23 protein-coding genes are annotated in these 23,724 nt (G+C 44.2%); 21 read left to right on the plus strand and 2 right to left on the minus strand.

Annotation, left to right across the window (positions count from 1 at the left end; translation table 11 throughout):
- Positions 1–20 precede the first annotated feature (20 nt).
- The 10 genes from nuoI to spoIID all read left to right on the plus strand — a co-directional run bounded on the left by nuoI (position 21) and on the right by spoIID (position 10,621).
- Positions 21–440 carry an NADH-quinone oxidoreductase subunit NuoI gene (gene nuoI / locus BFI01S_RS15825; RefSeq protein WP_035327886.1) on the plus strand — a complete coding sequence of 140 codons (420 nt, stop codon included), beginning with the start codon at positions 21–23 and terminating at the stop codon, positions 438–440.
- Positions 437–958 (plus strand): NADH-quinone oxidoreductase subunit J, encoded by a 522-nt coding sequence (locus BFI01S_RS15830; protein ID WP_061793469.1) that lies wholly within the window; start codon positions 437–439, stop codon positions 956–958. The genes nuoI and BFI01S_RS15830 overlap by 4 nt, the downstream gene beginning before the upstream one ends.
- On the plus strand, positions 955–1,269 hold the full coding sequence (gene nuoK, locus BFI01S_RS15835) for an NADH-quinone oxidoreductase subunit NuoK (protein ID WP_035327883.1): 315 nt from the start codon (positions 955–957) through the stop codon (positions 1,267–1,269). The genes BFI01S_RS15830 and nuoK overlap by 4 nt, the downstream gene beginning before the upstream one ends.
- A 148-nt stretch (positions 1,270–1,417) precedes the next feature.
- Positions 1,418–3,286, plus strand: coding sequence for an NADH-quinone oxidoreductase subunit L (gene nuoL / locus BFI01S_RS15840; RefSeq protein ID WP_061793470.1), 1,869 nt, complete (start codon positions 1,418–1,420; stop codon positions 3,284–3,286).
- The gene (locus tag BFI01S_RS15845; protein WP_061793471.1) at positions 3,283–4,800 is read left to right on the plus strand and encodes an NADH-quinone oxidoreductase subunit M; all 1,518 of its coding nucleotides are present in this window, start codon (positions 3,283–3,285) and stop codon (positions 4,798–4,800) included. The genes nuoL and BFI01S_RS15845 overlap by 4 nt, the downstream gene beginning before the upstream one ends.
- A gap of 6 nt (positions 4,801–4,806) precedes the next feature.
- Positions 4,807–6,321, plus strand: a complete 1,515-nt coding sequence (gene nuoN, locus BFI01S_RS15850; protein WP_061793472.1) for an NADH-quinone oxidoreductase subunit NuoN — start codon at positions 4,807–4,809, stop codon at positions 6,319–6,321.
- A gap of 285 nt (positions 6,322–6,606) precedes the next feature.
- Complete coding sequence (locus BFI01S_RS15855; RefSeq protein WP_061793473.1) at positions 6,607–6,858, plus strand: DUF1146 family protein; 252 nt, start codon at positions 6,607–6,609, stop codon at positions 6,856–6,858.
- Between the two features lie 431 nt (positions 6,859–7,289).
- Positions 7,290–8,030 carry a YwmB family TATA-box binding protein gene (locus BFI01S_RS15860; protein ID WP_061793474.1) on the plus strand — a complete coding sequence of 247 codons (741 nt, stop codon included), beginning with the start codon at positions 7,290–7,292 and terminating at the stop codon, positions 8,028–8,030.
- Between the two features lie 33 nt (positions 8,031–8,063).
- A complete protein-coding gene (gene murA / locus BFI01S_RS15865; protein ID WP_061793475.1) occupies positions 8,064–9,374 on the plus strand; it encodes a UDP-N-acetylglucosamine 1-carboxyvinyltransferase in 1,311 nt (436 codons plus the stop codon).
- A gap of 215 nt (positions 9,375–9,589) precedes the next feature.
- A complete protein-coding gene (gene spoIID, locus BFI01S_RS15870) occupies positions 9,590–10,621 on the plus strand; it encodes a stage II sporulation protein D (RefSeq protein WP_061793476.1) in 1,032 nt (343 codons plus the stop codon).
- Positions 10,622–10,645: 24 nt separating this feature from the next.
- On the opposite strand, the gene BFI01S_RS15875 is transcribed toward spoIID, so the two are convergent.
- Complete coding sequence (locus BFI01S_RS15875) at positions 10,646–11,074, minus strand: VanZ family protein (RefSeq protein ID WP_061793477.1); 429 nt, start codon at positions 11,072–11,074, stop codon at positions 10,646–10,648.
- Between the two features lie 141 nt (positions 11,075–11,215).
- Here BFI01S_RS15875 and spoIIQ point away from each other — a divergent pair, with 141 nt between their 5' ends.
- The 6 genes from spoIIQ to BFI01S_RS15910 all read left to right on the plus strand — a co-directional run bounded on the left by spoIIQ (position 11,216) and on the right by BFI01S_RS15910 (position 18,211).
- Entirely contained in the window at positions 11,216–12,187 is a 972-nt protein-coding gene (gene spoIIQ / locus BFI01S_RS15880; RefSeq protein WP_061793478.1) for a stage II sporulation protein SpoIIQ, read from the plus strand.
- A gap of 143 nt (positions 12,188–12,330) precedes the next feature.
- Entirely contained in the window at positions 12,331–12,936 is a 606-nt protein-coding gene (locus BFI01S_RS15885; RefSeq protein ID WP_061793479.1) for a pyroglutamyl-peptidase I, read from the plus strand.
- Between the two features lie 637 nt (positions 12,937–13,573).
- Entirely contained in the window at positions 13,574–13,876 is a 303-nt protein-coding gene (locus BFI01S_RS15895; RefSeq protein WP_061793481.1) for a DUF4212 domain-containing protein, read from the plus strand.
- A gap of 92 nt (positions 13,877–13,968) precedes the next feature.
- Positions 13,969–15,639, plus strand: coding sequence for a sodium:solute symporter family protein (locus BFI01S_RS15900; RefSeq protein WP_061793482.1), 1,671 nt, complete (start codon positions 13,969–13,971; stop codon positions 15,637–15,639).
- Entirely contained in the window at positions 15,617–17,527 is a 1,911-nt protein-coding gene (locus BFI01S_RS15905) for a DUF294 nucleotidyltransferase-like domain-containing protein (RefSeq protein WP_235831206.1), read from the plus strand. The genes BFI01S_RS15900 and BFI01S_RS15905 overlap by 23 nt, the downstream gene beginning before the upstream one ends.
- 18 nt (positions 17,528–17,545) lie before the next feature.
- Positions 17,546–18,211 (plus strand): 3'-5' exonuclease, encoded by a 666-nt coding sequence (locus BFI01S_RS15910; RefSeq protein WP_061793484.1) that lies wholly within the window; start codon positions 17,546–17,548, stop codon positions 18,209–18,211.
- Positions 18,212–18,301: 90 nt separating this feature from the next.
- Here the strand turns inward: BFI01S_RS15910 and BFI01S_RS15915 are convergent, their stop codons facing one another.
- Complete coding sequence (locus BFI01S_RS15915) at positions 18,302–18,940, minus strand: LysM peptidoglycan-binding domain-containing protein (protein ID WP_061793485.1); 639 nt, start codon at positions 18,938–18,940, stop codon at positions 18,302–18,304.
- Positions 18,941–19,631: 691 nt separating this feature from the next.
- Here BFI01S_RS15915 and spoIIID point away from each other — a divergent pair.
- The 5 genes from spoIIID (at position 19,632) to BFI01S_RS15940 (ending at position 23,603) form a co-directional block, all read left to right on the plus strand.
- A complete protein-coding gene (gene spoIIID / locus BFI01S_RS15920; RefSeq protein ID WP_009332173.1) occupies positions 19,632–19,904 on the plus strand; it encodes a sporulation transcriptional regulator SpoIIID in 273 nt (90 codons plus the stop codon).
- A gap of 509 nt (positions 19,905–20,413) precedes the next feature.
- On the plus strand, positions 20,414–21,415 hold the full coding sequence (locus BFI01S_RS15925; protein WP_061793486.1) for a rod shape-determining protein: 1,002 nt from the start codon (positions 20,414–20,416) through the stop codon (positions 21,413–21,415).
- Between the two features lie 198 nt (positions 21,416–21,613).
- Entirely contained in the window at positions 21,614–22,453 is an 840-nt protein-coding gene (locus BFI01S_RS15930; RefSeq protein ID WP_061793487.1) for a flagellar hook-basal body protein, read from the plus strand.
- Between the two features lie 34 nt (positions 22,454–22,487).
- Entirely contained in the window at positions 22,488–23,315 is an 828-nt protein-coding gene (locus BFI01S_RS15935; protein WP_061793488.1) for a flagellar hook-basal body protein, read from the plus strand.
- A gap of 18 nt (positions 23,316–23,333) precedes the next feature.
- Positions 23,334–23,603 carry a DNA-directed RNA polymerase subunit beta gene (locus BFI01S_RS15940; RefSeq protein WP_061793489.1) on the plus strand — a complete coding sequence of 90 codons (270 nt, stop codon included), beginning with the start codon at positions 23,334–23,336 and terminating at the stop codon, positions 23,601–23,603.
- The last annotated feature ends 121 nt before the right edge of the window (positions 23,604–23,724 follow it).

Raw genomic sequence — 23,724 nt, forward strand, 5'->3', positions numbered from 1 at the left:
CTATACAAGGGGTGAAAAACATGCTTGGTTTAGCGAAAGGATTATCGTATACCCTTAAAAACCTGACACGCAAAAAGGTAACGTATGATTATCCGAATGAGCCGCTTCCGCTTCCGGACCGGTTCAGGGGAATTCAAAAGTTTTACCCTGAAAAATGCATTGTCTGCAATCAGTGTGCAAATATTTGTCCTACCGATTGTATCGAGCTGACAGGGAAAAAACATCCGGACCCTGCCAAAAAGGGGAAAATCATTGATACCTATGATATCAACTTCGAAATTTGCATCCTTTGTGACTTGTGTACAGAGGTCTGTCCAACAGAAGCGATTATCATGACCAATAATTTTGAACTGGCGGAATATAGCCGTGATGAGCTGTTTAAAAACCTTGAATGGCTCGATGAAAATGATGAAAATATACGGAAGGTGAATAAAGCATGACGTTTTCTGGTGAGTTTTTAGCGTTTATGTCTCTAGCTTTAGTTGCGGTCATCGGCGGCGTGCTTTTATTGAACCTTACCAAAGTTGTGCATATGGTTGTCGCTCTTGTATTTACATTTGTAAGCATCGCCGGAATTTACGTGCTGCTTTCAGCTGAATTCCTGGCTGCGGTCCAGATTTTGATTTACTCTGGAGCGATTACCATCATCATGCTGTTCGGGATCATGCTGACGCGCCATAACGACACAAGCGAGCCCAAAACCGGCCGCTGGCGTAAGCTGTTTTTATTCGTGGGGGTGCTTGGCTTTGCTTTCGCGGTCTATATCGGAATTTATAACCTTGATTTGCCGTCAGCGCCGAATGACCTTCATGTCAATAATACAGAGCAAATCGGAATTGAGCTTTACTCAAAATTCATTATTCCGTTTGAAGTAACATCTGTCCTATTATTGGTCGCTTTGATTGGTTCCGTTGTTCTGGCTAAAAAAGACGATGAAAAGGAGGCAGAAAAGGAATGAGTACAGTTCCCGTTCAAGCTTACCTGGCATTGGCTTTAATCCTCTTTTGCATCGGTCTGTATGGTGCTTTGACTAAGCGCAATACTGTGATTGTCCTGATCTCAATCGAACTGATGCTGAATGCGGTTAATATTAATCTTGTGGCATTCAGTAAATATGGCATCACACCGTCCATTACCGGACAGATTTTCACGCTATTTGTTATTGCGGTTGCCGCAGCAGAAGTGGCAGTAGGAATAGCAATTCTGATTTCACTTTACCGTAACAAAAAGAGCGTTAACATTGATGAAATGGATGCTATGAAGCACTAAATATACTGTAAAAAATGCAGCCGCGCTGGCTGAGAATAGAGAATTGAAAAGGCGGCCATAAGTGGCTCCCGCCTTAAAGGACCTGTTCATAAGGTCCCAATCTGGCACGCCGTGCTCTAGGGTGTGTTCAAAAAAGGGGATTGTGATAATGATGGAGAATGCATGGATCATACCGCTTTTCCCGCTTTTATCGTTTTTGTTCCTTATTTTATTCGGCAAACGGCTAAAAGAAGCGAGTGCTTATATTGGGATTCTGTTTACCCTGGCATCGCTTGTCTATTCCTTATTGGTGCTATTTGACCGGTTTTCGGCACCAACTTATAAAGCAGAAGGCGTTTGGCTGACTATAGGGGATGTTCAGTTAACAGCGGGTTTTGAAGTTAATCAGTTAAATGCACTGATGCTGGTGATTGTTTCACTTGTCAGTTTCCTGGTACATACGTATTCGAAAGGCTATATGCAGGGGGAAGACCGTTTTCCTGTTTTCTATGCCTATTTAGGGTTATTTACATTTGCCATGCTGGGCCTTGTCATCTCGCCTAATCTGCTTCAGACGTATTTCTTCTGGGAGCTTGTCGGACTTGGTTCCTTCTTGCTGATCGGTTTCTATTTTTACAAAGAGGAAGCAAAGGCTGCGGCCAAAAAGGCATTTATCATGACTCGTATTGGAGATGTCGGCCTTTTGATCGGAATGATTCTATTATTCTGGCAGGCTGGCAGCTTTGAATATGATGAGATTTTTGCAGCAGTTGAAGCGGGTGCCATTTCAGGCACGATGATTACATTAACAGCGATTCTTATTTTTGTAGGGGCTGTCGGCAAATCGGGCCAGTTCCCGCTGCACACATGGCTTCCTGACGCAATGGAAGGGCCGACGCCAGTCTCCGCATTAATCCATGCAGCGACAATGGTAGCGGCAGGTGTGTATTTAGTGGCGGCGCTATTCCCGCTGTTTGCAGCAAGTGAAACAGCACTGATGACCGTTGCTGTCATTGGGGCCTTCACAGCCATCTTTGCAGCAAGCATCGGCCTGGTTCAGAAGGATATAAAGCGGGTGCTCGCTTATTCAACCGTCAGCCAGCTCGGCTATATGATGCTGGCGCTGGGTTCTGCCGGATATGTAGCCGGCGTGTTCCACTTAATGACGCACGCCTTCTTCAAGGCTTTGCTGTTCCTTGCAGCAGGAAGTGTCATCCATGCCGTTCATACACAGAACATTGAACATATGGGCGGTTTGTGGAAAAAGCTGCGCGTAACCGGCCCTCTCTTCCTGATCGGAACACTGGCGATCAGCGGTGTGCCATTATTTTCAGGGTTCTTCAGTAAAGATGAAATATTAATCGCTGCCTGGGCACACGGGAACACGGTGCTGTTCTGGCTTGCGGTAATTGCCGCATTCTTTACGGCATTTTATATGTTCCGCCTGTTCTTTTTGGTTTTCGCTGGTGAAGCAAGAACCGATATGAAAAATGTCCACGAATCGCCAAGTGTCATGACGCTGCCGATGGTAGTGCTTGGGGTGCTGGCTGTCGTGGCTGGATATGTGAATACACCATGGTTTGGAACATTTCTGGGCGATTGGCTCGTGGAAGATAACCATGCTTTGGGCCATGGCCATATTGAAGGGCCTGCATGGATAATGATTGTCGCAACGGCTGTATCTCTGCTTGGAATTTTCCTTGCCTGGCTGATGTACGGCAAACGTTCGCTTTCACGCGACTGGCTTACAAGCAGAATGCCGCTTTCATACAGCGTTCTGTACAATAAATACTATATTGATGAATTCTATTCGATGACAGTAGTGACTGGGGCGAAATTCATCAGCTCATTCCTGCGCTTCCTGGAAGTATTCCTGGTTGAAGGCCTTGTAAAGAGTGTAACTGGAATCATATCTGCACTCGGAAGGCTTGGTTCTAAATTTCATAATGGCCAGATTCAGACTTATGGAACAGTGGCGTTTGTCGGCCTTGCTATTTTAGTTGTCATCTATGCGTTTACAGGGGGGTACTTAAAATGAACTTAGCTTATTTTCTATCCATTTTAGTTTTCTCCCCGCTGCTTGGTGTTTTAGTATTATCTTTCCTGCCGAGAACGCAGGAATCATTGATCAAGACAGTTGGCTTCCTTGCCACGCTTCCTGCGCTGGTATTGTCGCTGATCGCCTATTTTCAAGACCGGGCAGGTGCAGGCCTGGAACAGCTGAATGAAAAAGTAAGCTGGATTCAGTTTGGCGATTCCGGCCAGCTCGGAAATCTTTTTTCCATAGATTATGAGCTCGGGCTGGATGGATTCTCCCTTATCATGATTGTTCTGACAGCTGTTCTTTCTACACTTGCAGCGATTGCTTCTATTCATATAAAAAAAGAGTGGAAGGGTTACTTCATGCTGTTTCTGCTGCTTGAAGTCGGCATGCTGGGTGTATTTGCCGCTGAAAACCTGATTCTTTTCTTTATTTTCTTTGAAATCACATTAATTCCGACCTTCTTCTTGATTGGGAAATGGGGTTACTATGAAAAAGAAAATGCTGCATACAGCTTCCTGATCTATAACGGGCTTGGATCTGCTGTTCTGCTGATTGTCATTATGGTACTGTTTGCCCGTACTGGCACAGCCAATATTGATGCTTTGATGGCCGCAATGAACGCGGATAATCCGCAGCTTGTTGCGCCAATCTCTGAAAATATGAAAATGGGCATGCTGATTGCGCTTTTAATTGCATTTGGTGTGAAGCTTCCGATTTTCCCGCTGCACAGCTGGATGGTGCGGGTCCACGTACAAGCTCCGCCATCAATCGTCATGCTGCATGCCGGAGTACTTTTGAAAATAGGGGCATTCGGTTTAATCCGCTTCGGAATGGGAATATTTCCTGAGCAATTCCAAAGCCTTGCTGTATGGCTGGCTGTGCTTGGAGTCGTGAATTTATTGTATGGAGCCTTTCTGGCGTTTGTTCAGACCGATTTTAAAATGGTGCTTGCCTACTCTTCTATTTCCCATATGGGAATCGTTTTAATCGGATTAGGCGCATTAAATGAGGCAGGAATACAGGGGGCGATTTTCCAGGTGGTTTCTCACGGTTTAATCGCAGCACTATTATTCTTCCTTGTGGGTGTCTTTTATGAACGCTTTCAAACCTCCAGCATTCAAAATCTCGGTGGTTTGGCAAAAGGGATGCCGATTACGGCAGGCTTCCTTCTTGCAGGGGCAATGGCCTCCCTTGGCCTGCCTGGCATGTCAGGGTTTGTGAGTGAATTTATGGCCTTCCTTGGCCTGTTTAAAGAAATGCCGATTCTCGCGGCAAGCGGTACAATCGGAATCATTATGACAGCTGTTTACCTGCTTCGCGCGGTACTGGGTATCACATACGGCAAAGCGCATCGGGACTTTGCCGGCATAACGGATATGAAAAAGTTTGAGTTCGTGCCTGTCCTGGTCTTAGTCGGCTTAATTGTCCTGATTGGTGTTTATCCAAGTGTGCTGAGCGAACCGCTGACCTCAACACTTGAAACGATCATGCTTGGGATAGGAGGGTGATGAAGGATGGATCTCGAAACATTATTATCTTATGAATGGGGCATAATGACGCCGGAGTTCATCATCCTTGGTGTTGCGACCGCTCTTTCACTAATGGATTTGTTTATGCCGAAATCCCAAAGCCGGAAAATTCTCGGCTGGGTCGGCTTTGCCGGAATACTGGCGGCTCTCGTTTCCTTACTGGGCCTTATCGGGCATGGTCCGGAATCCATTTTATTTGATACGTTCAGGCTTGATTCCTTTGCAAAAGCTTTTAAGCTGCTGCTCTTAATCGGATCTGCTATGGTACTGCTGATTGCCATTGGCTATGAGCCGAATGAAGGATTGGAAGAATTCAGGGGGGAATTTTTCTATCTGTTCATGGCTGCATTGCTTGGGGCAATGATCATGTCTTCAAGCGGAGATTTAATCACCCTGTTTGTAGGGCTTGAGCTTCTTTCCATCTCGTCCTACATTCTGGCAGGTATGAGAAAAAGAAATCTGCATTCAAACGAATCGGCCATGAAATATGTAATCAATGGCAGTATTGCCACAGCGATCACTTTGTTCGGAATGAGTTATGTATACGGTTTAACTGGAACTACGAACTTAAAGGAAATGTCCGGATTTTTGACATCCATCTATAATGAACAGCATATTTACCTGTTAGGCCTTGCATTCTTTATGATCGTGGTGGGACTTTCTTTTAAATTGGCTGCAGCGCCATTCCATATGTGGGCGCCGGATGTGTACCAGGGTGCACCTACGCCTGTAACAGCTTTTTTAAGCGTAGTTTCCAAAACAGCCGGATTCATCATTGTTATCCGCATTCTGTTTTCAATCTTTGCGAATGCGCCATCCGGTGATGTACAGGGGCTTCCGATGATCCTGGCTCTTCAGGATTACATTGCCTTCCTGGCAGGAGCCACGATGATTACTGGGAACTTGATTGCGCTAAGACAGCGGAATATTAAACGTTTGTTTGCTTATTCCAGCATCGCTCAGGCCGGTTACCTGCTGGTTGTGATTGCGAGCATGTCACTATTCATGTTTGATACGCTCTGGTTTTACCTCGGTGCTTACTTATTCATGAACCTTGGCGCTTTCGCGATTATCCAGCATGTGACACATAAATCGGGTTCAGAAGATATCAGCCAATTTGCCGGGCTTTACCGCCGCGCACCGTTCCTGGCCATCGCCATGGCTATATTCCTGCTGTCACTTGCAGGCATTCCGGGGACAGCCGGGTTTATTGGCAAACTGAATATTTTCATGGGTGCATTAGTGCCAAATGAGGGCCATTATGTACTGGTATCGATTATGATTGCGACAACAGTCGTTTCATACTTCTACTACTTCGGTGTCATGGTGCAAATGTTCTTCAGGCCAGCAGCTGATACAGGAAAAGTTAAAATTCCAGCGGCTTTAACAGCTGTTATCGGCACCAGCCTGGCAGCCACCATCTTGTTCGGAATTGTGCCAAATATTGCATTTGACTTCCTGCAGGGCAATTTCAATCAGTTTACTGATTTCTTTCAATAAAAAGGCTTTTTAAAATGGGGGTTTTAAAAAGCTGTTACGAAAAAGGGGACAAAAGGGGTATAAATAGGAGGGGGGAATCTCCCCTTCTTTTTTGTTTGCCCTGGATTAAACTTCGTGTTTTTTCGACAATTCGATATAATGGACTTATAAACGGCGAAAAACAAAGAAACTTAATTTTCAAAAAATAAACAGTCATGAAACTTACCTGATAGTATAAACGTCAAATGGTATTGTAGCGCACAAAGCAGGTAAGCGAAGTGGCAATGAATTAAAGGAGGGAAGAAGATGATATCAGGATTTGGGCAGCAGGCACTCATCAGCATTATGTCTCATCTGGTGTTTATTGCGCTGGCCTGGTGGGCGCTTCAGGCATTGCGGTTTGAAACTCTTTTGCGGGCGAATCATGTTTTTCAGGCACGTGTATTGTATGTTCTGCTCTCAATTGTAATTGGATCTTCCGTCAGCAGCTTCTTTCTAGACTATCTTTTATGGTCCCGGCAGCTTCCGCTTATACTGCAGAACATCACCTTTCTTTAAGTGATATAAAACCGGTCAATTTTTTTATAATATTTGGAACTAACTCTTAGAACTTAGATTGCTGTCTAGCTCCAGCGCCTACCCCCTCGAGGTCATAAGCCAATCCTCCCAGCAAGGCAAAGAACGCCTTACCGTGAGGCTCGTCTTATGCTTGTCGGGGGTGGGCAAGGCGCTTCCGCTTTTCTTGTAAATATAGGTCTTCATACATGTTTTCAATTTGACAATTATTGAGTAAAATCTTTTTGTTGCTTGTTTTCCTGCATACATACTTTCTTGTGAAATGGTTTTCAAAGTATGCATACAAAGGCAGAAAGAGCATCTTAATTAACAGTGATTTTGCTGCCTTTTCAGTTTGTCAAAAAGTGACGACAATTCCCAAGTATGCTCACTCTATCCTTGGTAACAATGGTACTAAGGGGAGGAGTTTACAGATGAAAAAATCATTCATTACATTATCTGTTATTGCCATTATTGGTTTCATGATAATAAACATTGGGAATAAGACGACTGTAGCCAAAGGGGAGCTTGACCTGTTATCGATGGCCTCGGTTTTACAGGGCGAGAATATTTTAATCAAAGATTGGACTTTGCATGCGAGAGAAAAAATGGAAACCCAAAACCTGCAGGAAGTAAAAGCATTCACCGATGAACTGCAGTCAAAATATCCTGATTGGGAATGGAGCTTTCAAGAAACAGAAAAATCATGGGAAGCAAAAGCTATTATTAAGCAGACAGATGCTCAGGCAGAAGCAGTAAAAATTTTATCAACCCCCACAAAAGGTCAAGTTCAGACGTATGTGATTTATGAGGCCAAAGGTCAGGGGTGGAAACAAGAACAGAGCAAACTGGCTGCAGAACTTAATAGTAAGATTTCTGACATTTTTCGAGGAAATGCCACAATTTTCTCTTGTATCCAAGGCGAATTCAATGATAAGATTAATAAGTCTTTGTCTGATACTGCAAATCAGCTACTGGATGCTTTTAATGCGACAGAAATAGAAGCACTAAAAGAAGACCAATTTATTTCTGCATCAGCAAATTCGCCGCTTTTTGGTGAATTCATTGTGACAAATGGCAATGAAATGAACATGCAGCTTGGATTACGAACAAATGGAATGGGCGCCAAGACAAACATAGTTATTGGCACACCCATCATAACGATTGAATATTAATATAGAGAAATTGGACGCGGAGGGGAATACACTTTGGATAAAATCATCGTCCGCGGCGGAAATAGGTTAAGCGGTACTGTCAAAGTTGAAGGAGCAAAAAACGCTGTTTTACCGGTTATCGCCGCAACACTGTTAGCAAGTGATGGCAAAAGCGTAATTCGTGATGTCCCAACACTCTCCGATGTATATACTATTAATGAAGTATTACGCTATTTAAACGCCGAAGTGGAGTTTGAAAATAATACAGTAACAGTAAATGCATCTCGAGAGTTGAAGGTAGAAGCACCATTTGAATATGTACGCAAAATGCGTGCTTCAGTTTTAGTCATGGGATCTTTATTAGCAAGAAATGGCCGTGCCCGTGTGGCATTGCCAGGGGGCTGCGCAATCGGTTCCCGCCCGATCGACCAGCATTTAAAAGGCTTTGAAGCGATGGGTGCGAAAGTAAAGGTTGGTAATGGCTTTATTGAAGCGGAAGCACCGGAAGGCCGCTTGCATGGAGCAAAAATATATCTCGATTTCCCTAGCGTTGGTGCTACGGAGAACATTATGATGGCTGCAACATTAGCTAAAGGCACAACGGTTTTGGAAAACGTAGCTAAGGAACCTGAAATTGTGGACCTGGCTAACTTCCTTAATAAAATGGGTGCCAAAGTTAAAGGGGCAGGAACGGGCACGATCCGCATTGAAGGTGTGGACGTACTGTTTGGTGCAGAGCACAACATCATTCCTGACCGCATTGAAGCAGGCACATTCATGGTGGCAGCTGCCATTACAGGCGGAGACGTTCTTGTAAAAGGTGCTGTACTTGAGCATTCTGCTTCATTAATCGCCAAAATGGAAGAGATGGGTGTTACCTTCATTGAAGAAGCTGAAGGCATCCGTGTACTGGGTCCAGAAAAGTTGAAGGCCGTTGATATTAAAACAATGCCTCATCCTGGATTCCCGACAGACATGCAATCACAAATGATGGCCCTATTGCTTCACGCTCAGGGTACAAGTGTGATTACAGAAACTGTATTCGAAAACCGTTTCATGCATGTGGAGGAATTCCGCCGCATGAACGCCGATATTAAAATTGAAGGCCGTTCTGTAATCATGAACGGACCAAGCAATCTGCAGGGCGCAGAAGTAGCTGCGACAGACCTTCGTGCAGCCGCAGCCTTGATCCTGACTGGATTGGTGGCAGAAGGCGTAACACGTGTGACAGAACTCAAGCATCTTGACCGCGGATATGTAGACTTCCACGAAAAGCTTGCCGGACTGGGAGCAGATATCGAACGTGTGACAGAAGTGGAAGAAACACCTGTTAATAACGGCCTTGTTTCTGACATTAACGCATAAGTAATGCCAATCAAGGCGGCTTCCTTAGAGTCGTCCAAATAGTCGCCTTGCGCGCATTTCAAACTGAAACCGCAGAATCGAGCTGTCAGATGACTGACAAATCGATTCTGCGGTTTTGCTATGAAGCAAATATTAATCTATAGTCATATTAGCTTGTCCATAGCCATAAACATGAATTGAGTTCGAATTATTTATTTGCTATGGAGGCTTAAAACATGACAAAATTCAAACCTTTCATCGTACTAGCCGCACTGTTGTTTGCCGTCACGCTCATCGTTCCCTCCCTGCTTGTGATTCCTTTTACAGAAGGGAATGTCAGCGGGAAGCTTGGTGAGGAGCTAAAGACTGATGCCAAGAAAGAGACGGCGGCAGAAATTCCTCAAGGGCCAGCCATAGAGGTAGGAGTCTACCGCCTTGCACAGAAGAAGCTGGAGACGGTACCGCTTGAAGATTATATTGTCGGAGTGGTAGCATCGGAAATGCCGGCCGAGTTTGAAGAAGAAGCTTTAAAGGCGCAGGCATTGGCGGCAAGAACCTTTATCGTGAAACAAATGATGAACAAAGATAGCGTGGAACTTCCTGAAGGGGCATTAGTGTATGATACCGTAACCCACCAGGTTTATAAAAATGACAAGGAACTGAGGCAGCAATGGAAACAGGATTATAAATGGAAGATTAAAAAGGTGAGAGAAGCAGTTAACGAAACGAGAGGCCAGATTCTCACTTTCGATGGCTCGCCGATAACAGCCTCCTTCTTTTCAACTAGCAATGGCTTTACCGAAAATTCTGAAGCCATCTGGCCAAATTCCGTTCCTTATTTAAAAAGTGTAGAAAGCAAATGGGACCTTCAGTCTCCTAAGTTTAACGGCAGAGAGGTATTCACTGTACAGGAGTTTGAAAGGAAATTGGGTGTGAAGCTTCCAAATGACAGCACCATCGGCACAGTGACTGAGCGAACAGCCGGCCAGCGGGTTTCAAAAGTGGATATTAACGGGAAAGTAGTCAGCGGAAAAGACATCAGAGAGAAACTGGGACTGAAATCAACAGACTTTACCTGGGAACGCAAAGGCGACAATATCATTATCAACACCCAGGGCTACGGCCATGGGGTCGGTATGAGCCAATACGGCGCAAATGGCATGGCAGCTGAAGGAAAGAACTACAAAGAAATCGTTGCCCACTATTATAAAGGGGTGGAAATTGCAGCTTCTGACCAATTGCTGACGAAAGTAACGGCTAAAAAATAAAAGAAAGAGCTGGTTCATAGAGAATCAGCTCTTTCTTTTTGCTGTACTAAAGAAACCAAGAAGCTTACCAAGCCTTTTAAATCGTCCATAAAAAAGAGCCCTGCTGATAAAATACCAGCACACCGCCACACCGGTAATATCCTTAACAGCGTCAATCACAGTAGCAGACCGGTACGGTACAAAGGACTGATGGACCTCATCGAGAATTCCGTAGAAGCACGCAATAACAGCCAAAAGAATATTCACACCCGGCGTCAGCTTAACGGCAGTCAACGCTGCCAGAACCAGAAGAACATATAAAATACCAAACTCAATCAGATGCATAGACTCTTTTATAAACCGGTCCACCGCCAAATCCGGCAGCTCCACCACAGCATCAGCAGGCATGCTGGAGAGGACCCAAATAAGCGTCATATATAGGACAGGCAGCACACGTATTATCCACTTAACCATCTTTAGTAACTCCTTTTAAAATTTTTTCTCAAATCATGCATAATCCGAAAACGTTTGTCGAAAAATAAGCCCAAAAAATTTTTTTAAGAAATGTATATAATCCTCTTAATCTGTTCAGACTGATTGCTGAGGTGATGATAAATGAGAGAGGAAGAAAAGAAACGATCTTCTCAAGATTCCAGCTTTAAAAAGTTTATGAAGAAGCGGTGGGCATTCCCAGCTATCTACATTGCAAGTGCAGCAATCATTCTAACCGGTGTTCTATGGTACCAGACTAGCGACAACGCTACAGACACTGACAGCTACGATTACGAAGCCACAGATATTACCGGCAAAAAGTACGACGAGCCAGCATTGGAAGTTAACCGCTCAATGGAAAACTTCGTAATGCCTGTCAAAGATCCAGACTCAGCTGTCATTCAAAAACAATTCTATGACTATGACGGCAAGGCTGAAGAACAGGAAGCTGCTCTAGTATTTTACAATAACACATACCATCCAAATACAGGTATTGATATTGCCACTAAGGATGGGGAATCATTTGATGTCCTTGCTGCATTAAGCGGGAAAGTTACCAAGGTAGAAGAAGATTCACTGTTGGGCAATGTCATTGAAGTTGAGCATGACAAAGGAATTGTAACACAATATCAATCTGTTACAGAGATGAATGTTGAGGTTGGCGACCAGGTAGAACAAGGTGATGTCCTTGCAAAGGCAGGCGAAAGCTTGTTTAATGAAGAAGCAGGCGTACATGTACACTTTGAAATCCGCAAAGACGGAACGCCGGTCAATCCGCTTGATTTCTTCAATAAACCGTTAAGCTCTTTACAGGAGCTGGACACAGCTGACAAAGCAGATGCTGAGGAAAACAGCGGTGCAACTGAAGAAAACGATGAAGCTGCTCCTTCTGAGGACAAGTCAACAGAAGAGTCTGGCAAAACGGAAGAAGAAGGTTCTGCTGAAGAATCTGGTTCTGAAGATGAAAATGCCGGAAATACGGAAGAAGACGAGTCTGCTGATACAGAAGAAGACCCAGCTGGAACTTCTGAAGACGAAGGTCAAACTGACGACCAAGTTGAAGAAGACACAGCAACTGAATCAACTGACGCATAATCATAGGGAGTCTGCCGAAATGGCAGGCTCTTTTTTGGTGACAGGTACCACCCGATTTTTGTCGAATCAACATTTTTTCGACAATTCCGTGATTATCCTGTATAATATTTCGAAAAACGAAGTGTTATATAGGGGGAGAAGACATGAAGAAGCTGCTGTTAACCGGTTTTGAACCTTTTCTTGATTTTCCGATCAATCCTACCGAAAAGATTGTGAATGCATTGGATGGCAAAACGGTTGGAAACTATGAGATTATAGGACATCTTCTGCCGGTTGATTTTAATCGTGCACCAAAGAAAATAGTAGAGGAAGTGGCCGGGAAGAAGCCGGATGCAGTGATTTCTCTTGGGCTGGCTGCCGGGCGGACAGCCATCACTCCTGAGAGAATTGCAATCAATTGCCAGGACGGCGAGCCGGATAATAGCGGAGTCGCACCTGAAGACAAGCTGATAGAGGAGAATGGTCCCGATGGCTATTTTTCCACCCTGCCAATCCGGCGGATGGTTAATAGACTTAAGGAAGCGGGATATCCTGCATCCATCTCAAACACAGCGGGGACTTATCTATGCAACAACGTTATGTTTTCCTTGCTTCACCTGCTAAAATCGACAAACACTGAATTACCGGCGGGTTTTGTGCATATACCGGCATCCCATGCACTGGCGGCTGCCAGTAAAAAAAGCATGGCAAGCTGGTCAGATGCCGATCTGCTGGAGGCAATTACGCTGATCATAAAGGAATTGGACTAAGGAGCCGGATTGGCTCTTTTTTTTAGCAGATTTTCATTATTACTATAGTGTTTTCCTCTAATACCCTAAAGTTTTCTCCATCCAATTTTGCTGACTAAAGCCCTTATATATCAAGGAATTGACTAAATCCTTCAAAAATATTTATAGATTTTACCAGCATGTACTTGACCTGGAAATGATTTTTGTACATAATAAAGTATGAATTTTCTTAAAATTAAATGAAATCAGAAAACATGTCGAGCGCTCATCTTGAAGCGTAATCGGAAAGCTGGGAATGACAGCGCTTTCTAAAAGGGGGAAATCAAATTGCTTCCGTTACTATCTATGATGATCATTACAGGGATTTGTCTCTTTCTTGCTTTAAGGAAGAAAAGGCCACTCTTCCTGGCAGTCCCATTTCTATCAATCTTTGCTTACTTCCTCGTTCAAATCATTCTTGTTCCCGCACCTTTCATGGAGACAGTCAAATTTATTTTCAGTTTAAGGTAATGGTTTTGTCCGGGTCCGGATAATGGATCCGGTAAAATAGCAGCGATCCAGCTGCACATATCCCAATTAAGGAGTGATTCCGGACCAATAAAATCTGTTCATCAAAATTTGATCTGAAAAATTTATCATCTTTACCGGGGGTGGAGTTTTGAAGAAAATCGATAAAAAAGTAGCGGACAGTTATTTCCGCGAAAAGACTCGGAATATGGTCATTTATTTTGCTATTGGCTTTCTTGCCTCTTTTGGCGTGGTCTTTTTTGCAGAACCATTAAGCGATATTACCATTAACGGATTCCCATTCCATTACTTTATGGGCGCACAGGGAGCAGTACTGACATTTATCATTCTGCTGTTTGTTAATGCAAAAATGGGAGATGCGATTGACCGGAAATATGGAATTGATGAAAACAAAAATGAACAAATCAGTTCAGGGAAAGTTCTTGATCATTAATTAACGAAAAATGAGCGGCTGTTCAAGCTTCCGCTATACAGAGAGATAAAAGGGGCGTCATTAAAAAACGATCGAAAAAAAGGGGGATGTTCTTGGATACACAGTTTTTGGTCTCATTATCTATCATTTTAGTTACATTTGCTTTGTATATTGGCATAGCCATTTACAATAAGGCAAAAGAAACTTCTGAGTTCTATGTTGCCGGCCGCGGAGTGCCGCCGATCTTCAATGGAATGGCGATTGGTGCTGACTGGATGAGCGCTGCTTCCTTTATCGGGATGGCAGGAACCATCATGCTTCTGGGCTATGACGGTCTTGCTTATATTATGGGCTGGACGGGCGGATATCTGCTCTTAACCTTCCTTCTGGCACCACAGCTGCGGAAATACGGCCGCTACACGGTTCCGGAATTTATCGGTGACCGGTATGACAGCCACACTGCCCGTGTGATTGCAGCCCTTTGTACAATCATCATCAGCTTTACCTATTCGATTGGCCAGCTTTCCGGTTCCGGTGTAGTTATTGGCCGTCTATTTGAAATTGATGCAAAGCTTGGAACCATGATCGGAGTCGTTCTCATTGCCTTTTATGCAGCATTTGGAGGCATGAAGGGGATTACATGGACGCAGGTTGCTCAGTATGTCATTTTGATTATCGCTTACTTAATTCCGGTCATTTTCATGGCACTGCAATTAACAGGGAACCCTATGCCATGGATTTCCTACGGTGAACTTGTCGGAAAAATGGGTGAGCTCGACCGCGAATTGGGAATCTCTGAATACTTTGCGCCATTTACCAATGGAACGAAGTGGCAGTTCCTTGCCCTTATGTTTACACTGATGGCTGGTACTGCAGGTCTTCCTCACGTTATTGTCCGTTTCTATACGGTATCAACGATGAAGGCAGCCCGCTGGTCGGGAGCATGGGCATTGCTGTTCATTGGCTTGCTTTATCTTTCTGCACCGGCATACGCAGCATTCTCCCGTTTCATTTTAATGACACAGGTTGCCGGCAGCAAAATTACGGAGCTGCCTGCCTGGACGAAGACATGGGTTGATACAGGCAAGCTGCAAGTAGCGGATGGCAATGGCGACGGAGTCCTTCAATGGAACGAACTCATTATCTCGAATGATATTGTGGTTATGGCGACACCGGAAATTGCCAATCTTGGCATGTTTGTCATCGGTCTGGTGGCAGCAGGTGCAATGGCTGCGGCGTTATCAACGGCCGGAGGTTTGATGATTGCGATTTCTTCCGCATTTGCTCACGATATTTTTTACCGGGTGCTAAAACCGAATTCAACGGAAAAAACACGTCTCTCCGTTGCCCGCTGGTCCATTGTCATCGCCACTCTTTTGGCCGGCGTGATCGCACTTAACCCGCCGGGAGCCATTACGCAAATTGTTGCCTGGGCATTTGCGCTTGCGACAGGAACATTCTTCCCGGCGCTTGTTCTGGGTGTCTGGTGGAAGCGTTCAAACTCACAGGGGGTTATTGCCGGCCTGCTGGTCGGGTTAGGTGTTACTTTGGCGTACATCTTTGCAGCTAAATATGGAGGATTTACAATCCTGGGAATCATTGATACAGGTGCCGGCGTGTTTGGTGCCACAGCTGCATTTGCAGCTAATATCATTGTTTCTCTGATGACAGCAGCTCCTTCGCAAAAAATTCAGGAGGAAGTTATGGATCTTCGCTATCCGGAGCAGATGGTATATAAAGATGGTGAAGTATGGATGAACGATGATGGATCAAAATCTGTATAACCTATACAATCTGGAGGCTGTGCGGTTTCACCCCTTTTTTCATGGGGTGGAATCTGACACAGCCCTTTCACTTCTATCCATGTGCGAAGTACGCCATTACAAAAAAAATGACATAATCCTGAAAAAAAATAAACCGCGTGAAGGCCTTCTGCTCCTTTTAGAAGGTCTTTCAGAGGTATTCGTGAAAAACGATCACAGCGGGAGGGAGGAAGTGATCGAAGTGGTCCAAACAGGAGAGCTGATTGGATTTTCCAGCCTCGCCGATTTCCTGGGTGTTTCCAAACAGACCACTAAAGAGCTGGTTGAAGTCAAAGCCTCCAGTGAGGTAAGGGCACTGTTCATTCCGTTTGAAGTGGTGAGAAAAAGATGGGATGATCCTGCAGTGCATGATTACCTGCTCACACAGGTAGCCGTCAGATTGAAGGATGTATACACGTCACTTGCAGAACAGGTCAAGCTTGCGACAGATTATGGGGAAAATGATGCATTCATGATCAGGGTTCAGGATGTCATGAGCAGTGAGGCGGCAGCAGTCAGCCCGGCTGCGACCATTCAGGAAGCTGCCCGGCTCATGCTTAAAAGAAAGATTAGTTCGGTCCTCGTTGCAGAAAAGAACAGCTTAAAAGGAATTATTACGGAAAGAGATATTGTGGAAGGGGTTGCTGCTGAAGGGGCGGATATTACTGCTCCAGCAAGCACCATTATGACAGCGGGTCCAGTCACGGTATCAAGGTCCGCTTATTATTATGAGGCCCTTTCACTGATTCTGTTTAAGGGAATCAAACACCTGCCCGTAATGGAAGATTCTAAGGTCGCAGGGATTGTGACACTATCAGATTTGCTGAGAAAGAAAAATGAGAATGTGATAAAGACGGTTCAAAAAATCGAAAAAGCCCATCGCGACAGCCTTCCGCAAATAAAAACCGGCATCTATGAGATAATTGATTCTTTAATAAGAGATCGTGTTCCAATTTTAAAAACGCTTGAGATCATAACAAAGCTATACGATCGCATGAGCGGCAGAATTATAGCTCTATCTATTTCTGAACTGAGGGAAAAAGGGCTGCAGCAGCCATGCGAATTTGCTTTCTATCACATGGGCTCCAGCGGCCGTGGAGAACAGTTCATGCTCACAGATCAGGACCATTTCCTGGTTTATGAAAGCCAATCGGAGGAAGCCGGCGTTTTTTTTGAAGAGCTGGGAAAAAGGATCACTTCTAACATGGAGAGTGCGGGTTACGTACGGTGCAAAGGGCTCATGATGTGCAGTGAGGAGAAATGGCGGGGGTCACTGTCGGTATGGGAGGAAAGGCTGCGAACCTGGATGCTTCAATCCACTAATGACAATTTATTGTTAGCGCAAAACTTCTTCTCCTATCGGTTCATAGCGGGGAGTGAAGGACTGCATGCAAAATTTGAAGCAATGGCTCAGGAGCAGATGAAAAGGTCCCGAATTTTTTTGTACCGGCTGGCACAGCTTGAAAGGGAACATCCCATTCCCACACTGGATCAGCCGCTCCGGTCCTTATTTAAGCTGCAGCGCAAAAGCATGGATATGAAAAAGGAAGTTTTATTTCCCTATCACCATAGTCTGCAGATACTGTCCCTAATGCATGGAAAACTATCGGGCACACCACTTGAAAAAATAGATTTCCTGCAGGAAAGGCAGGTATTCTCAAAGGAGTATGCACACGATTTGAGAGGGGCTGTAAGCACTATACTGACGTTGTATGTCACCCAGCGCTGGCAGCAGGAAAAAAACGGTGCCGCCCCATCTTCCGTTGTCTCATTTTCCATAATGTCTACCCGTGAAAAAGAAGAATTGATTCTAAGCTTAAAGACATTAAAAGAGCTTCAGAGCCTGGCAATTGCAAGATTCTCATTATAGCTTTAAAAGGAGGCTGGTATGTTTTTTCTCAGAAAAAATGTGACATGTTCGTTAAGATATGAAACTATTCCATTATCCACTCCTCTTGAAGATCTGAATTTTATTGTCTTTGATACAGAAACAACAGGATTTCAGGTTTCTGCGGCAGACCGGATCATTGAAATTGGCGCCGTTCCGGTAAAAGGATTTCAAGTGCAGGAAAAGGACCTTTTTCAGACATATGTTAACCCAAAACGACAAATTTCTCGGGAAATAAAAGAACTAACCTCTATTACCGATGAGCTGGTAAAAGACGCTCCTCAGGCATTGGAAGCCATTCAGAGTTTTTTTGACTATGTCGAATCAAGGGAGGCAGTATGCCTGATTGGGCATTATGTAAGCTTCGATGCCTTGGCTATAAAGAGTGAATTTAAGCGCGAAAAATTTGCATTAAAAAATTTCCTGACCATTGACACGCTGGATCTGATTGGATTTATTGCTCCGTCTTACGATATGCGCGACCTTGAAAGGTATGCGATGGCATTCGGAACCCGCATATATGATCGCCATCGTGCAGCTGGGGATGCTTTAACAACCGCTTACCTATTTGTTGAGCTGCTTTTTCAATTTCAGCAGAGGGGCCATAAAACCTGGGGGGAATTGATTAAAGCAACAGACAGTCAAATGAGATCTCTGCATTATTAATCGTCAGAAATACGTGGTTGGAATGTTGATGAGCGGGTGGGTGATATGGGTTAACCAGGAAAAGCCGGCTGAATCCGGCTTTTCATATCCTTATTGTATATTAATCAGAGCATCGTCCTTGTAAACCACGAGGATTTCTTTTCCTGACATTTTTTGATAAGACTGAGCTGTCCCATACGGTACCTTTAATATAAAATAATCACCCCCGTTTTTAAATTCCACCGTAAAATTGTCTGCCGCACCGGTGATGATTGCCTTTGTTATGGAAATATCCCCTTTAATAATCAATTTTTGATTGATGAGAACCATATCACTTTTTAACTTGTTCAATGTTTTCAATTCATTGACACTCATCCGGTAGCGCTTTGCGATTCCCCAAAGTGTATCGCCCGGCACCACGGTATAAACAGCTGTCTGGTTAATAAAGGATTCTTTTGTATGTCGTTCAATACGAACCTCCAGTGTTTGGCCCGGCTGGATCTTGTCAGACTTTAGGCGGTTAACTGCCTTTAATTCTTTAACAGTCATATCATGTTCCCTGGAGATTTTATATAAAGTATCTCCCTGCTTCACTATGTAGGAGCCTGTCAATGCATGAGCTTCATTTGCTGAAGCGCTGAAGCCGGCTGTTGCGATTACTGCCGCAAAAACAGTGCTGGCTGCCGTCATTCCTCTTGCTTTTATCTTCTTTCTTTTATCATTTAGAATCCTTTCCTTGCGTGTTTGCATACTATGTTCATCCTATCTGTTGGAATATTGTGGTGTCATAACCAATTAAATGAATTATTTTCCGAAAAAAATAGTACGGTATAAAGATCCGCTTCACAATAGGGAGGAGTTCCTGGCTCTTTTCCCTTGTTTCCGAAAATGCATATAGTTCAATACACTCTGTAATTCCTAGATATATGCAATTACCTGATGCTGATGAAATGATTTGTTGTCTTCTAAGTGAATTAACCGGCAATGGTGGATTTTGTCGAATCTGCGGGGAAAGTCCTGAATCTTATCCGTGGAACAATCAAAATCAGTAAAATTGTCACTGGTCTAAAGACTTCTTAATTTTCAAATACCCCAAAGGATTTTTTGAAAACATTTCTTATATTGACTTCCAGATGTCCTATTTTCAAAAAATTTACACAAAACCTTGTCCTTATTGCGTTTTTCGTGCATATTCCCTCAACCAAGCTAATAAACTGTTACAAACCTTACAAAGAGAATGTATGAGGTGAGGGATCGTTTTACTAAACTAATGAATATGTTGAGGACATGTTTAATTATCGCAAACTGAAAGCAAGCATTTCAGGCGCATGTACGATTAACTTCAATTAATCAGGAATCCATGCGGAATACAGTTAAAATCCAGACAGAAAGCGAGTCTCATTTCACACTTCTCACATCCAAATTGGGGAGGGCGAGTGGTGTGCACGATTACATCAAAGAGAGAACTATCAAGATTGGAAAGTATATCGTGGAGACGAAAAAAACGGTTCGCGTAATCGCGAAGGAGTTTGGCGTATCCAAAAGTACAGTCCATAAAGACTTGACGGAAAGACTGCCTGAAATCAATCCTGAACTGGCAAACGAAGTAAAGGAAATCCTGGATTATCATAAATCGATCCGCCATCTGCGCGGCGGTGAAGCCACTAAAATGAAGTATAAAAAAGAAGAGATGGAAGAAGAGCCAGTTAAATGAAATGGAACAAATGGCGCCGATAAAGGCGTTAAAGGCTAAGACTGACATTATAACGGCTAGTTTTCAAAGCTGTACATGAACCTCAATTGCGGCTCCGGGGGCTAAAAGCTCATAAGCTATTTCCATAGCCAAAAACCTTGGCTTTGCTCTATGGATTTAAGCCCCTTCTTAAGTCGCCTGCATCCTTTTCCCCATTTCGACAAAAACCCGCAAAAAGTCTCACAAATTCTGTCAAAATGTTACTGCTTTCACAAGGAATGTGATAAAATATAAAATTAGGATAGAACTTGGTTCGTAAAGACTAGGACTCCTAAAGAGACGCCGGGCAAAATCATTTCTTTTATTAAAGAACTGATTTTTTTGCGTGGCTTGAACTGCTGTTGCGAATTCTGATTTGATCATCTAACTAAAAAATTAATAAGCGAAGTTCGCTTTAAGAATGCCTAAATAGAGAGAGCCTTCAAAGGTGCGGACAGAAGCTGGCCATGTTGCAAGGAGGAAAAAAAGAAATGTTTGCTAGGGATATTGGGATTGATTTAGGAACAGCCAACGTGCTAATCCACGTTAAAGGCCGCGGTATTGTGCTGAATGAACCATCGGTAGTGGCAATTGACCGAAATACAAACAAGGTGCTGGCCGTAGGAGAAGAGGCACGCCGCATGGTCGGCCGTACGCCGGGGAACATCGTGGCAATCCGCCCGCTAAAAGATGGGGTTATTGCCGACTTTGATGTAACAGAAGCGATGCTGAAGCATTTTATCAACAAATTGAATGTTAAAGGCTTCTTATCAAAGCCGCGCATTCTGATCTGCTGCCCGACAAATGTGACAGGTGTTGAACAGAAAGCGATCAGGGAAGCGGCTGAAAAAAGCGGCGGCAAAAAGATTTACCTCGAAGAAGAGCCAAAGGTTGCAGCCATCGGAGCAGGCATGGACATTTTCCAGCCGAGCGGTAACATGGTTGTCGACATCGGCGGCGGTACAACAGATGTCGCGGTTTTATCAATGGGTGACATTGTGACATCTTCATCCATAAAAATGGCCGGAGATAAGTTTGACAACGAAATTCTTCAATACATCAAAAAAGAGTACAAGCTTTTAATCGGCGAAAGAACAGCTGAAAACATTAAAGTAACGATTGGGACTGTATTCCCTGGCGGCAAAAACGAAGAAATGGAAATCCGCGGCCGCGACATGGTGTCTGGTCTTCCAAGAACCATTACAGTTCGTTCAGAGGAAGTTCAGGGTGCTTTGGCAGAATCGGTTGATGTCATCGTCCAGGCTGCTAAAAGCGTGCTGGAGCGCACACCGCCTGAATTGTCTGCAGACATCATTGACCGCGGGGTAATTTTAACAGGAGGCGGCGCACTTCTTCACGGAATCGACCAGCTTCTGGCTGAAGAGCTGAAAGTCCCTGTTTTAATCGCAGAGAATCCGATGGATTGCGTAGCTGTGGGAACTGGCATCATGCTTGATAATATTGATAAGCTTCCGAAAAAGAAGCTTGTATAACTTAGGGACCTGCCACTTTGGCGGGTTTTTCTTTTTAGGTCAGCTGAAAGTAAACATTTTTCCATTTCAGCCGATGAAAAAAAGGTACAGCTTTTTTCAAAATCTGACTTAATTCTTCAAATTTTTAATGTTTATTGTCGGAAAGTTTCTTATAATAGAGCTAGAATATATTGTTCGGAATAAGTAGAGGTGAAACAGATGTTTAGAGGATTCTACACAGCTGCTTCCGGAATGCTTGCACAGCAGCGGAGAACGGAAGTACTGACAAATAATATGGCGAATGCCAATACACCCGGCTTTAAAGCAGACCAGACGAGCCTGAGGGCTTTTCCGGAGATGCTTCTGCAGCGGATTGGCCGGCAGACCGTGCCGACTGAAAATGGACTAAACCTTCCTTTTAATAATGAAGTCGGCAGACTGACTACGGGGGTTTATATGCAGGAGACGCTTCCGTCCTTCATGCAGGGAGATATGAAGGAAACAGGCCTCGGGACAGACCTGGCATTGCTGGATCTTAATTTGCCGGTTAATCCGGATACAGGCTTAAGAGGGACCGTTTTTTATACTGCAGCTGGAAACGATGGCGAACCGTGCTATACGAGGAATGGGAATTTTACCATCGATGCGGGGGGCTATTTGACGACAGCAAGCGGATTATATATTTTAGATGATGCGGGTGAGCGGATTCAGCTCTCCAGTGACCGTTTTACAGTAAGTGAAGATGGTGTGATTACCGGTGAAGCGGGTGAAACAGCCAGACTCGGCATCACTTTTGTCCAAAATCCCGAAACCCTGCGAAAAGAAGGCGATGGCCTTTTTGCAGCGACAGAAGAGAGCGTGCTCGAAAATGCCTATAATGCACAGAATGTCCAATTCAAGCTTCAGCAGGGCTATCTGGAGCGTTCCAATGTGGATGCTTCCCGTACAATGACGGATATGATGGCAGCCTATCGCTCTTTTGAAGCAAACCAAAAGGTTCTGCAGGCATATGACCGCAGTATGGAGAAAGCCGCAAATGAAATCGGGCGGATCGGGTAATGTCCAGCGGCAGACCCGCTAAGGGGGAAAAACAATGAATCGAACGATGATCACGGCAACAAATACTCTCGCCCAGCTGCAGAAGCAGATGGATATTGTCAGCCATAATATTGCCAACATTGATACAGCGGGCTTTAAAAGACGCGAAGCAAATTTTACTGATTTGCTTTTTCAGCAGTTCAATAATCAGCCAAATCCGGCTGCCGAGGCAGGAAGACTGACACCGGCAGGCATCAGGCAGGGAGTTGGAGCAAAGCTGGCACAGTCCCAAATCGTCATGCAGCAGGGTTCTTTAAAGGCAACAGACCGGCCGCTTGACTTTGCATTCACAAAGGAAGGCCAGTATTTCCGTGTGCTGGAACAGACGGAGGACGGAGCAGCAGTGCGTTTTACCAGAGCGGGCGCATTTTATTTAACACCGGTTTCAGATAATGAGACCATGCTTGTGACAGCTGACGGACTTCCGGTTCTTGATGAAAATAATAATTCGATTATAATAAATGGACAGGCGAATAATTTTAAAGTGACTGAAACGGGAAGTTTTTTGGCTGAATCCGCGAATGGGAATATCCAGGAATTCAATCTTGGAGTGGTTCGGATCAACAAGCCTCAATTCCTGGAGCAAAAAGGCGATAATCTTCTTGGCCTGCCAGATGGAATAGACGGCGAGGGGATTTTTACAGAGCTGAACGGTGCGCTTCGCGGACAGATTGGAATGGCCCAGGGTTCCCTGGAACAGTCCAATGTGGATTTGTCCAAGGAAATGACAGAATTAATCAACCTCCAGCGAGCTTATCAGTTTCAGTCCAGATCCGTCTCCATGGCTGATCAAATGATGGGACTGGTCAACGGAATACGCTAGATAAAAAGGGGAAATAAAATGTCAGTAAACAACAGTAATCAAGAAGCAGTCAAGACGCGTGAACAACTGAAAAATGAACGCAGCAAAGATGAGTCACCGCGTAAAGGGCGGGTTCGCATCCGTCTCATTCCGATCTGGCTTCGGATTATTATTGTCGTGCTTTTAATTTTCCTGAGCGTTACGGTAGGAGCCGCGGTCGGGTATGGTGTCATTGGCGGCGGCGAAGTAAAGGATATTTTTTCAAAGTCCACCTGGATGCATATAGTTGAACTGGTGGAAAAAGAATAGAAAATGAAAAGAAGGGCTGCAAACCCTTCTTTTTTTGTTGGCACTTTGCGTATCATCAATTTTTTAGTAAAATAAATATAAGCTATTAGTATCTGGTACTAAATAATACATGGGAGCGATA

Source organism: Cytobacillus firmus NBRC 15306 (assembly GCF_001591465.1).
Lineage (GTDB): Bacteria > Bacillota > Bacilli > Bacillales > Cytobacillaceae > Cytobacillus > Cytobacillus firmus.